We start from the raw sequence: 11,880 nt of genomic DNA, 5'->3' as shown, positions 1-11,880 counted from the left end.
GGCTTCGTAACCCTAGCCCGGCCCTTCAGGGCCGGGTGCCGGAGCAGATGTTCTGTCCGCCCTTGAGCGCCAGTGGGAGAGGGGCTGGGGGTGATGGCATCAGCCCGCGCAGCGGGCTTCGTAACCCTAGCCCGGCCCTTCAGGGCCGGGTGCCGGAGCAGATGTTCTGTCCGCCCTTGAGCGCCAGTGGGAGAGGGGCTGGGGGTGATGGCATCAGCCCGCGCAGCGGGCTTCGTAACCCTAGCCCGGCCCTTCAGGGCCGGGTGCCGGAGCAGATGTTCTGTCCGCCCTTGAACGCCAATGGGAGAGGGGCTGGGGGTGAGGGCAAACCAGCGCACCGCAACGCCATCAACGCTATCTGCGCGCAGGGCTTCTGGCCGCCCTTGAAGGTACGCCGGGGGAACGCCGCACCGCCGCACGGCTCCATCAAACCGCGTGTCGGTACGCCGGGGGAACGCCGCACGGCTGTGCGGCTCAGTCAAACTGCACAGCCGTGCGGCGCTCCATATCAATCGCTGTTACATCCTATGCACTAATTTTGCACTGGATTTGTTTATACTTCACCTTCTTGCTTTTTATGCTACAATGTTATTAAAGTCAGTAGTTCCAAATCGGTACTACACCGTGCGAGGAGGCGCTATGCATAAGGCGAGCACCATCCGCGAGGATGGCCTCTACCACTCGTTCTGCGGCTTAGTTAGCGTCGGCTGGCTCTACCAGAAGATCAAGGATAGCTTCTTCCTCATCCTTGGCACCCACACCTGTGCCCACCTGCTCCAAAATACGCTCGGCGTGATGATCTTCGCCCGCCCGCGCTTTGCCGTCTCGTTGCTCGAAGAAGCGGATCTCAGTTCGTCGCAGCCCGATATTTCAGCCCAAATCGAAGAGATCAAGCGCGAGCACCATCCCTCGGTGATCTTTTTGCTCTCGTCATGCACGCCCGAAGTGATGAAGGTAGAGTTTGAAGGGTTGGCGGCTTCGGTCAGCACGCCCGAAGTGCCGGTGCTGTTCGTGCCCGCTTCCGGCCTCGACTATACCTTCTCGCAGAGCGAGGATTCGGTCTTGCAGGCGCTCATCCCGTTCTGCCCGCCGGCCCCGCCCGAAGATAAGCGCGTCGTCTTCCTCGGCTCGGTCAACGACGCCATCGCCGATGATTTTTCGCTCGAAGCGGCCCGGCTGGGCATTCCGGTGGCTGGGTTCTTGCCCGCCAGCCACTTCCACGAGTTGCCGCCGATCGGGCCGGGCACGATCATCGCCCCGCTCCAACCCTACTTGCACAAAACCGCGACCCAACTGCGCAACGAGCGCGGCTGCACCGTGCTCTCGTCGCTCTTCCCGTTCGGCCCCGACGGCACCCGCCGCTTCTGGGAGGATTTGGCCGCCCAGTTTGGCATGAAGGTCGATCTGAGCGATCGCGAAGCTGCAGCGTGGGAGCGCATCAAGCGCCATACCGATCTGCTGCGCGGCAAGAAGATTTTCTTCGCGAGCGATACCCTGATGGAGCTGCCGCTGGCCCGTTTCCTCAAAGCGTGCGGCGCTGAGGTGGTCGAGTGCTCGACTCCCTATATCAACCGCCGCTTCCACGCTGCCGAGCTGGCTGCGCTTGACGGCGTGCGGCTGGTCGAGCAGGCCAATTTCCATCGCCAGTTGCGCACCATCGCCGAAACTAAACCCGACCTGATTATCTCGAATATCATCACCACCAACCCGCTGGTCGGCCAAGGCGTGGTTGCCAAGTGGGGCACCGAGTACTGCTTCTTGCCGATCCACGGTTGGGCCGGCGTCAATGCGCTGGTGACATCCTTCACCCGCGCCCTCGAACGCCATTCCAAGCTCGATCCGCTCGGCTCCGATCCGATCTGGTTGACCGGTATGATGCCTAGCTCCCCCGGTGGCGTCATCTCGTTGCAGTCATAGAGGAGATGATCCATGCGTCTAGCGTATTGGATGTACGAGGGCACGGCCCATCACGGCGTTGGCCGGATCGCCAATAGCATGCGCAATGTCCACGCCGTCTTTCACGCTCCACAGGGCGACGATTATGTCAATGCAATCTTCGCGATGCTCGATCGCACGCCCAACTTTCCGGCCATGACGACCAGCGTGGTCAGCGGCACCGATCTGGCCCGCGGCACGATCCGCTTGCCCGATACGCTCAAGCAGGTGGAAGAGCGCGTTCGCCCCGATTTGATCGTGGTGGTGGCCTCGTGCTCGACGATCTTGCTGCAAGAGAATCTTGAGATTGCCGCTAAGCATGCCGGCTTGCAGTGCGAGGTGATGGTCTACGACGCCAACCCCTACCGCATGCAAGAGATTGTCGCCGCCGAGAGCCTGTTTACCGATCTGGTCAAGCGGTTTGCCCAACCCCAACCCCGCACTCCCCACCCGACCGTCAATATTCTCGGCCCGGCCTCGCTTGGCTTCCATGCCCGCCACGATCTGATCAGCCTGCGCCGTATGCTCAAGACGCTCGGCATTGAGGTGAACGTGGTTGCGCCGTGGGGAGCGACGATTGATGATCTGCGCCGCTTGCCGGCAGCGTGGCTGACAATCGCCCCGTACCGCGAGCTGGGCTTGCGCGCCGCCACCTACCTCGAAGAGCAGTTTGGCGTGCCGGCCCTGCTCGATGCGCCGATTGGCGTCCAACCCACCTTGCGCTGGATCGATCGCCTGCGCGAGATGCTGGCCCAAGCTGGGGCTAACGTGCCGATGCCGCCGCTGACCGCCTTTTCGCTCGATGGGATGTCGGCCCCGTCCGCCGTGCCGTGGCTGGCCCGCACCGCCGATATGGATAGCTTCTCTGGCAAGCCGGCCTTTGTGTTCGGCGATGCCACCCACGTGGTCGGTATTACCCGCTTCCTCAGCGACGAAATGGGCATGCCGATCGCCGGCGCCGGCACCTACGTCAAGCATCAGGCCGATTGGGTGCGCGAGCAGTTGGCCGGCTATGTCGATGACCTGCTCGTGACCGATGAGTTTCAGACGGTGGCGGCCCGCATCGCCGAGCTGCGCCCTGAATTGGTCTGCGGCACCCAGATGGAGCGCCACACCTCGCGCCGCTACGATCTGAATTGTATGGTGATTTCGCCGCCGACCCACATCGAGAATCACCTGCTCGCCTATCGCCCCTTCCTCGGCTTCGATGGCGCCGATGTGATCGCCGATGAGGTCTATACGACCTGTACGCTCGGCATGGAGAAGCACCTGATTGATCTGTTTGGGGATGCTGGACTCGATCTCCCTGAGCAGGCCAAAACCGCTGCACCGCCTGAGCCGGCGCCGGTGGCAGTCGCCGCCGAGAGTCCGAAACCGGTCAATGAACCGGCGGTCGCCACAGTGGCTGCACCCGCAGCGGTCGCCGCTCCGGCTGCACCGGCTCCCGTCGCTGCTCCCGCGCCGTCACCTGCCCCCGCCGCACCGGTCGATCCGGTCTGGGCCGCTGACGCCGAAGCGATGCTCAAGAAGGTGCCCTTCTTCGTGCGCGGGCGCGTGCGGGGGAATGTCGAGAAGTATGCGCGCCAGCACGGCCACGCCGTCATTACCGCCCAAGTGCTGCTGGCCGCCAAAGAGGAGCTTGGCGCATGAGTACCGCCCGTTCGCCCAAAGCGCCGCGCCAGCCGCAGCCGCCGCGCCAGTTGGCCGAAATCGCGCTGCTGGCCCGCGAAGAGCGGTTGGCTGGCCGGCCCAAGCTGTGCAGCGATTGTGGCATCTGCACCGGCGAGTTGCGCCCCTTTATGGCGCAGAGCTGCGTCTTCGTCAATAACCGCGCCGAGGAGATCGAACGCCGTCTGCACGGGCGGAACCGGCGCGACGGCGATGAGCTGCTCTTCGGTATCTATCGTGAACTGCGCGTTTTTCGCATGAACCCGCCAGTGCCCGATGCCCAGTGGAGCGGCGCGGTCACCAGTCTCGGCGCGTTGCTGCTCGAACGCGGGTTGGTCGAGGGGGTGATCACCACCGCCGCCGCTCCCGGCACCCGCTTCGCGCCGCTGCCCATTCTGGCCCGCACCCCCGACGAGGTGCGCGCAACCCGCGGCAATAAGCCGTGCCTCGCGCCGACCCTCGATATCCTGACCCAAGTGCGGCAATCCGGTCTGCGCCGGATCGCCTACATCGGCACTGGCTGCCAAGTCCATGCCCTGCGCGCCATCGAGGATCAGCTCGGTCTCGAACGGCTCTACGTGATCGGAATTCCCTGCACCGACAACACGACCTATCCCGACTTGCAACGCTTTTTGCAAGTCGTTTCGCGCTCGCCGGAAACGGTCGTTCACCACGAGTTTATGCAGGATTTCCGGATCTGGCTCAAGCACGAAGACGGCTCGATCGAGAAGGTCAACTTTGTCGATCTTGATGTCAGCAAGCTTGGCGGCGAGCTTGGCGTCTTCCCGCCGGCCTGCCTGAGCTGTTTCGACTACCAAAATGGGTTGTCCGACCTGACCATCGGTTATATGGGGGCGCCGCTGCCGCCAACTGAACGCTGGCAGTGGACGCTCATCCGTACCGAGCGCGGGGCCGAACTCTACCAGTTGCTGCGACCGTACGTCGAAGAGCGCGAGCCGATCAGCGGCGGCGACCGTACCCGCGGTATGCCGGTCTATATCCAAATGCTGCGCAAACCGCCGCGACGCGCGCCGTGGCCGATCCGCCAGTTGGTCGCCTTCATCCAGCGCCGCAGCGGGCCGAAGGGTCTCGAATTCGCCCGCTCGGTGATCGAGATGAAGCTGCTGCGCAATCTGCAATTCGTGCGCGAACGGCATGGCCGGCTCGAACGCCGCATCGTGCCCGGTTATGTCTACCGCGCGCTGGCTCGCTACGCCGATGTCTACCGGCGCGAGTTTGGCCGTGAGTTAGCGCCACCCGCGTAGGCGCTCCGGTTGGTAAATAGCTTCCCCTCGACCCGCTTGCGGGTGGAGGGAGGGAACAAATGACCGCACCTTCACGCCTGTGCGTGATGAGCTTCACTAGGTTTTCGGCATGAGATGCCGGCATCGCCGGCCTACGAGAAGGAGTTGTCCATGTCCCTCATCCTCGCGATCTACGGCAAGGGTGGGATCGGCAAGTCGACCACCTCGGCCAACCTGTCGGCGGCAATGGCGCTCAAAGGCGCCAAAGTGCTTCAGATCGGCTGCGATCCCAAGCACGACAGCACCTTTCCGCTTACCGGCCACCTCCAGCCGACGGTGATCGATGTGCTGGACAGCGTGAACTTCCATCTTGAAGATGTCAGCAAAGAGGATGTGATCCACACCGGGTTTGCCGGCGTCGATACGCTCGAGTCGGGCGGCCCTCCCGCCGGCAGCGGCTGCGGCGGCTATGTCGTCGGCGAGACGGTGAAGCTGCTGAAAGAGTTCGGCCTCTACGACAAGTATGATGTGATCGTCTTCGACGTGCTCGGCGACGTGGTCTGCGGCGGTTTTTCGGCTCCGCTCAACTACGCCGACTACGGCCTGATCATCGCCTGCAACGACTTCGACAGCATCTTTGCCGCCAACCGGCTCTGCCTCGCCATCGCGCAGAAGTCGCAGCGCCACAAAGTCAAGCTGGCCGGCATTGTCGCCAACCGGGTTGATTACGAATTCGGCGGCACCACCCTGCTCGACCAGTTCGCCGAAAAGGTTGGCACCAAAGTGATCGGGCGCGTGCCCTATCACGACCTCATTCGCCGCTCGCGCCTCGCCGGCAAGACCCTGTTTGAGATGGAGGGGCCGGGCAAAGAGGAATGCACCCGCCCCTTCGAGGAGATGGCTGAGTATCTGCTCGCCCAACCCGAAGCGACCATTCCTAACCCCTACCACGATCGCGCGATCTTCGAGGCGATCGGCGGCTGGCGGTGATGATCTAAGCTACGTTCAACGCAGCAATGCATACGTGTTATGCGTTGCTGCGTTGCCCTCTTGCTCGTGAACCGCACCGCTATGCGGCTTTACCCCTGTGGATTGGCCGCTCGATCAAGCAGCCAATAAATCTTTCCCTCCGCCGGCTGGATCAAGCGGGTTGGTTGGTCGAGCGGATCACCCGTTTCCGCCAACGCTGCCGCCACTGCCGCCGCTTTGTCGGCCCCGCTGACCACGAAGATCACGGCGCGCGCTGCATTCAGCGCAGCCGGTGTCAGGCTCAAGCGTAGCGGCGGCGGTTTGGGAGCATCACGCACCACCACCACCAGCCGATCCGCCGGCGCGGTTAACGCCGGGTAGCGCGGGAAGAGCGAGGCGGTGTGGCCGTCCGGCCCCATGCCGAGCAGCACCACATCGAACGCGCCCCCATGCACAGCCAAGAGCGCCGCTGCCTGCTGCTGGTAAATCGCCGCCGCCTGTTCAGGATCACGGTAGTAGGTTGGCGCCGGAAAGACTTGATCGGCCTGCACCGGCACGTGATCGAGCAATGTTTGGCGGGTGGCGCGGTAGGTGTTCTCGGCATCGTCAAACGGCACGTACCGCTCGTCGGCGAACAGCACGCTCAACCCGCCCCAATCAATCTGGTCACGCCACGGCGGATTCGCTAACAGCGGGTACAAGCGCGTGGTCAAACTCCCTCCCGACAGCGCCACGAGCGCCCTCCCCCGCTCGTTGAGCGCTGCCGCCAACTGCGCGGCCACCAGCGCCGCCGCTGCCCGGTACAGCTCATCGGCGTTATCGTAGACCTCAATGGTGCGCTGTGGAGTCATAGGATCATTCCTTCTTTGCGGTCTTGCGGGATTAATGGCGTTGCGATGCGCCATTTCACCTTCACCTCCGGCTCCGCAACTGGCGCCCCCTCGTCCGCCATCAGGTAGGAGCGGGGGCGCTACGCGGATCCTGCCTGATGGAGTGCGGCAGTCAAACTGCCGCCCTCCACAAACTGTTTGTGGCTTTTGTGACTTTTCGTGGCTATGCCCCCAGCCCGCGCAGCGGGCTTCGTATCCGTAGCCCGGCCCTTCAGGGCCGGGTTCCAGACCGATGTTCTGTCCGCTCTTGAACCCACCATCAGGTGGGAACGAGAGCGCTACGCGGATCCTGCCTGATGGAGTGCGGCAGTCAAACTGCCGCCCTCCACAAACTGTTTGTGGCTTTTGTGACTTTTCGTGGCTATGCCCCCAGCCCGCGCAGCGGGCTTCGTATCCGTAGCCCGGCCCTTCAGGGCCGGGTTCCAGACCGATGTTCTGTCCGCTCTTGAACCCACCATCAGGTGGGAACGAGAGCGCTACGCGGATCCTGCCTGATGGAGTGCGGCAGTCAAACTGCCGCACTTCACAAACTGTTTGTGGCTTTTGTGGCTTTTCGTGGCTATGCCCCCACTACCGCCAGCTCGACCAGCATCTGTCGCGCCGCTTCTGCGTCGGCCTCGTGCGGCAACCCGCGCACGTATCGGTCGCAGGCGCTCCACGCACAGGCCAGCAGACGCAACACCTGCAACCGCTCATGCTCAGCTTGGCTCAGCGCGCCGGCGCTGCAATAGCCCTCGTACAAACCCTCGCGCCACGCCGCCGGCAGGTGCGCCCGCAAACCAAACGCCAGATCGAACAAACCATCGCCGCTGATGAACCAACCCGGTTCTTCCAACGCCTCTAAGTGAACGTGCTGGCCTCCCACCGTACACCGCACCGCCTGCGGGCCGAAGTTGCCGTGGATCAACACCGGTGTTGGGCAAGCGAGCCGCGGATCAGCGAGCGCCGTCTGCAATGCCTGCGCCTCTGCCTCACTAAAGACCAACTGCGGCGCCGGCGGGCTGGCCAGCCGCTGGCTAATCGCTTTCAAGACGTGCTGCCAGTTTAGCCGCGGCCACCTCCCGCTGATGGTTGGCCGGCCCGCTCCCGGCATACGCTGCCGGTGCAGCCGCCGCAAGGCTCGCCCCGCTTGGCGAGCAATGCTGTGGAGCAGGTGATCATCAGTCAGCTCCGCCGCCGTCTGGCCGGCGATAAAACTCTCGACCGTATACGCAAACGGCACGAAGGTTTTGCTCAAGTCGCGGTGAATGATGCGCGCTCCCGGCACGCCTTCCAGCGCCATCCCCCGCAAGAACGCCACATGCGCCGCCAGATCATCTTCCGGCGCCACCCGCAAGATGACGTGCTCAGTGGGCAAGGTCAGGCGCACCAGAATATGTCGCTCGGTCTGCCGGTAAAGCGTTGCGGCTTGCGGGCGCAGGTTTAACGCTCGCACCACCATGCCGGTGTAGTCACCCAACCGGCTCAAGCTGCGCTGCCACGCTTCACTCAGCTCGGTCGCCGCCGGCGAGATGAAGTGATTGAGATGGCGAAAGTCAGTAACAATCATGGCGTTGCCGGCGCTAGTGCCGGTAAACTAAAGCGAGCCGCTCGTCCGCCGATCCGATCCACCATCCAGACGCTGCCGTCTGGCGCTACCGCCAACCCGCTGGGGCTGGCAATCGGCACGCCATCCTTGCCCACCCCCGTCCAGCGCAACAGCGCCTCGCCGCTAGCGTTCGCCGTCAGCACGTGCTGGCGCGAGGGCACCGCCACGTAGACCGTCCCATCAGGACTTACCGCCAGCATCGGGTCATCGTAGGTATTGGCTTGCCAACCCGCCACCGGCCACGCCGCCAGCGGGATGGGATCGATCCGGCCATCGGCGGCGCGAGTAAAGACCTGCACCCGCCCGTTCCACGTATCGGCCACGTAGAGATTGCCGGCTGCATCGAGCGCAAGGCTGGTCGGTTCGTTGAATTGGCCGGGGGCGCTACCGGCGGCGCCGAATTGGTAGAGGAAGTTGCCGTTGCTGTCAGTGACAACAATCCGTTTGTTGCCGGTATCGGCGATATAGACGTTGCCCGCAGCGTCAACCGCCACCCCGCGCGGCCCGAAGAAACCGAGCGGCGCGGCAGCGTTGCGGGCCGGATCGCCTTCGGTAATCGTCGCCCGTCTCCCGTCGCCAAGATCGAGATCGCCGCTGCCCCAGCTCGCCACTGGACGCAACCCGGCGTCGTATTTCACAATCCGCGCATTCCACGTATCGGCGACGTACAGGTTGCCCTGCCCATCGAAGGCCAACCCGCGCGGTTCGTAGAACTGATCGAGACCGTTGCCTTGCGTGCCGAAATTGCGCAGCAGCGTGCCATCCGGCCCAAAGACCTCGATCCGGTGGTTGAGCGTGTCGGCCACGTAGATATTGCCCTGCCGGTCGAGCGCAATCCCGGTCGCACCGCCGCTGCCGCTCGACAACCTGATCTCGTTGAGCGCGGCGAGCCGCAGCGTAGGCGCGGCGGTCACGGTTGTGGCTGTCTGCCCCACCCCGCCAGCCAGATCGCGTCGCAGCCACACCTCTACTTCGCGCGCGCCGGGTACCAGCGGCTCCGGCAATTGGCGGAAGAGCAGGTAACGGCCCAGCGCCGGCCAGTTCTCGCGCCGGAATGGCCACAACAGCGCATCAAACGGCCCGTTCAATTCGCTGCTGAGGTCGCGTCCGCAATCCTCTTGCGCCGCTGCCGCCGACCACGTGCTGTAGTAAAACCGCTTATAACCGGGGCTGCGCGGCGCGCATTTGCTGCCTTCGGGGAACCACCAATTGAACACGCCTGCTTTGCCGTAGGGCTGCACATACGACTCGCGCAACAGGTCGCGTAGCCGGTCGGTAACATACGGCCGGTAGAGCATGACCATCGGCGCCAGATCGCGGTTGCCGTCCGGCATCGTCACCGTGAGTTGATCGACCGACGGCACGCGACCGAGTTCGCTGCCGTTAACCCAAACGATATTTTTGAAATCGCGCAAATACCACTGCAACGGCCATGCCAGCGATCCCTCGGCGGTGCGGTCGCCGCCATCGAGAATGAGCGGCATCGTCAAACCGCCGGTTGTGTCTTGCGGACTACGGTTGCCGCGGGTCAGATTGATCGCCAACTCGCGGATGTCGGCAGCGTACCGCGGCACATCGGGCGCGGTCTGCGTGTAGATCAACGGCTCGATCGGCACGTCGGGGTGGTCATAGACCACCAACCACGAAGCGCGGATCATATACGCCGACAGTAAGGTTGCGACCGTCAGCCCCAACGCTGCTAATACCGGCTTGACCCCCAACCGCCCAATTAAGGTGAGCAGCGCATAGATCAAGCCAAATACAATCAGCAGCGGAATAATCGCTTGCAGAAATGCGTTTGGCCCGCCGCTGCCCAACCGCCAGAAGGTCACGCCGATCGCTGCCGCCAGCAAGATCACAATCAGCGGGATGAGCCAGATGTGCACCGGCGACCGCTCGCGCCGGATCAGATCGATCATCCGCCCGATCACCCATGCCGCCAGCAGATTCCCCGGCAACGCCATGTGAACAACCAGCCACGGCATCTTTTCGCCGGCCCATGAAAAGATGATGATCGCGGTAAAGAACCAAAACACCACCAGCAATGGGTAGAGCGGCCACGGCGCGAAGGCGATAAGACGCGCGGTTTCGTCAACATCAGCCGCATCCTGCGCGGCCTCCTTCGCCGCCGGTCGCACCACACGCCGGCCCGCCAACCACCGCCGGACAACCGCCACAATCATCGCAACCACCACGCCGATCCCGCTCAGCACGGCCAGCGGTTCGTACAGCGGCAGCAACATCAGGTAGTAATACCACGGCTGATCGCCGCGGGCATACTCTTGCTGGCTGCCCAGCCAGTAGATCAAACCGGCGGTGATGCCATCAATGGCGCCGGGCAGATAGGTGAAGAAACTAGTGTAAAGAACAAGATAAATACCGGCCAAAATCGCCAGCGCCGTCCAAAGCGCCGGACGATCCTTTTGCCAGAGCAGACGGAGGCGCGTGGTCAAGATCGGTTCCGGCGGCCACAGGCGCTGGCAGAGCCATGCCAACACCAAGGCCGAAGCGACCAGAAACGCCTTCTCACCGATGTACAACCCGCGTCCGAACGGCAACGGCGGGTTGACAAGCATCAGCATCACACAGAGGCCGATCACCGCCAGCAGCACGATGTTGAGATAACGGGCAAACCGGCTTTCGGCCAGCAACCGCATCAGCACAAAGATGCCAAAAATAAACAGCAAGATATAGTACAGCTCGTGGGTGGCAATCGCCAGCGCCAACCCCGCCGCAGTCAAGTACAGCCACTGCCGCTTGCCGGTATCGATCCAGCGCAGCGCGCCGATCACCATCCACACTTCCCACAACACCATCAAGCCGTCGTGGCGGGCAAACCGGGTGTAGTAGAGCAACGCCGGCGAAAAACCGAGCAAGAACGCCGCAATCAAGGCTCCGGCCCGGCCAAGGTATGGCCGCAGCCACCACGCCGATGCCACCAACCCAATCCCGGCCAGCGCCATTGGCAAACGAGCTTGCGCATCGCCATCGCCAAACAGAAAATAGGCCAGCGCAGTGAGGAAGTAGAGCGACGGGCCGTGGTAAACCGGATCGTAGCAGTAGGTCTCGTGAAACACCCCGCCACGGGGATTGCCATTCTCATCAAGACCGCTCCAGCACGAGAACGCTCCCGCGCCGCTGTAGAGCCGCCAGCTCGACCACGCATGGATCGACTCATCGTGGTGGAGGGCCATACGCTCAAGCCCCCACAGATGGGCGATCACGCTGGCCAATATAATCAACGCATAGAGCGCCGTCTCCCAACGCAGCCAGCCGGCCCGCAAGCGTCGATCGAGCAACGTTTCGGTTGTCAGTGTTTGTGTCGCCATAAAACGAAGATAAGCGCCGTTAACTCGTTCATATCATCGGAGCGCGGACCGCCAGCCCGCCTGTTCCTCCCCTCGGAGCGCGGGCCGCTTGCCCGCCTGTTCCTCCCCTCGGAGCGCGGGCCGCTCGCCCGCCCTGTCCCCTCGCCGGAGCGCGGGCCGCTCGCCCGCCCTGTCCCCTCGTCGGAGCGCGGGCCGCTCGCCCGCCCTGTCCCCTCGCCGGAGCGCGGGCCGCTCGCCCGCCCTGTCCCCTCGTCGGA

Annotated in this window: 7 protein-coding genes; 4 read left to right on the top strand and 3 right to left on the bottom strand. The window is 63.6% G+C overall.

The window, feature by feature from the left end:
• Window positions 1-639: 639 nt before the first annotated feature.
• The 4 genes from bchN (at window position 640) to bchL (ending at window position 5,837) form a co-directional block, all read left to right on the top strand.
• Window positions 640-1,917, top strand: coding sequence for a ferredoxin:protochlorophyllide reductase (ATP-dependent) subunit N (gene bchN, locus A6A03_RS13040; protein WP_066789089.1), 1,278 nt, complete (start codon window positions 640-642; stop codon window positions 1,915-1,917).
• A 12-nt stretch (window positions 1,918-1,929) separates the two neighbouring features.
• Window positions 1,930-3,585 (top strand): ferredoxin:protochlorophyllide reductase (ATP-dependent) subunit B, encoded by a 1,656-nt coding sequence (locus tag A6A03_RS13035; protein ID WP_066789079.1) that lies wholly within the window; start codon window positions 1,930-1,932, stop codon window positions 3,583-3,585.
• Window positions 3,582-4,868, top strand: a complete 1,287-nt coding sequence (locus tag A6A03_RS13030; protein ID WP_066789075.1) for a Coenzyme F420 hydrogenase/dehydrogenase, beta subunit C-terminal domain — start codon at window positions 3,582-3,584, stop codon at window positions 4,866-4,868. Before A6A03_RS13035 ends, A6A03_RS13030 begins: the two co-directional genes overlap by 4 nt.
• A 150-nt stretch (window positions 4,869-5,018) precedes the next feature.
• Window positions 5,019-5,837 carry a ferredoxin:protochlorophyllide reductase (ATP-dependent) iron-sulfur ATP-binding protein gene (gene bchL, locus A6A03_RS13025; RefSeq protein WP_066789072.1) on the top strand — a complete coding sequence of 273 codons (819 nt, stop codon included), beginning with the start codon at window positions 5,019-5,021 and terminating at the stop codon, window positions 5,835-5,837.
• 89 nt (window positions 5,838-5,926) lie between these two features.
• On the opposite strand, the gene pgl is transcribed toward bchL, so the two are convergent.
• From pgl to A6A03_RS13010, 3 genes are all read right to left on the bottom strand, one after another.
• The gene (gene pgl / locus A6A03_RS13020; RefSeq protein WP_066789069.1) at window positions 5,927-6,667 is read right to left on the bottom strand and encodes a 6-phosphogluconolactonase; all 741 of its coding nucleotides are present in this window, start codon (window positions 6,665-6,667) and stop codon (window positions 5,927-5,929) included.
• Window positions 6,668-7,265: 598 nt separating this feature from the next.
• The gene (locus A6A03_RS13015; RefSeq protein ID WP_066789066.1) at window positions 7,266-8,255 is read right to left on the bottom strand and encodes an aminoglycoside phosphotransferase family protein; all 990 of its coding nucleotides are present in this window, start codon (window positions 8,253-8,255) and stop codon (window positions 7,266-7,268) included.
• The gene (locus tag A6A03_RS13010) at window positions 8,252-11,623 is read right to left on the bottom strand and encodes a flippase activity-associated protein Agl23 (RefSeq protein WP_066789063.1); all 3,372 of its coding nucleotides are present in this window, start codon (window positions 11,621-11,623) and stop codon (window positions 8,252-8,254) included. Before A6A03_RS13010 ends, A6A03_RS13015 begins: the two co-directional genes overlap by 4 nt.
• Window positions 11,624-11,880: the final 257 nt, after the last annotated feature.

This window comes from Chloroflexus islandicus (assembly GCF_001650695.1).
Taxonomy (GTDB): Bacteria; Chloroflexota; Chloroflexia; order Chloroflexales; family Chloroflexaceae; genus Chloroflexus; species Chloroflexus islandicus.
This window is presented reverse-complemented; position numbering and strand designations above follow the sequence as displayed.

What these genes read in the sequence shown, in the direction of transcription:
- bchN (WP_066789089.1), top strand. Translation starts at nt 640, where the DNA reads ATGCATAAGGCGAGCACCATCCGCGAGGATGGCCTCTACCACTCGTTC.
- A6A03_RS13035 (WP_066789079.1), top strand. Translation starts at nt 1,930, where the DNA reads ATGCGTCTAGCGTATTGGATGTACGAGGGCACGGCCCATCACGGCGTT.
- A6A03_RS13030 (WP_066789075.1), top strand. Translation starts at nt 3,582, where the DNA reads ATGAGTACCGCCCGTTCGCCCAAAGCGCCGCGCCAGCCGCAGCCGCCG.
- bchL (WP_066789072.1), top strand. Translation starts at nt 5,019, where the DNA reads ATGTCCCTCATCCTCGCGATCTACGGCAAGGGTGGGATCGGCAAGTCG.
- pgl (WP_066789069.1), bottom strand. Translation starts at nt 6,667, where the DNA reads ATGACTCCACAGCGCACCATTGAGGTCTACGATAACGCCGATGAGCTG.
- A6A03_RS13015 (WP_066789066.1), bottom strand. Translation starts at nt 8,255, where the DNA reads ATGATTGTTACTGACTTTCGCCATCTCAATCACTTCATCTCGCCGGCG.
- A6A03_RS13010 (WP_066789063.1), bottom strand. Translation starts at nt 11,623, where the DNA reads ATGGCGACACAAACACTGACAACCGAAACGTTGCTCGATCGACGCTTG.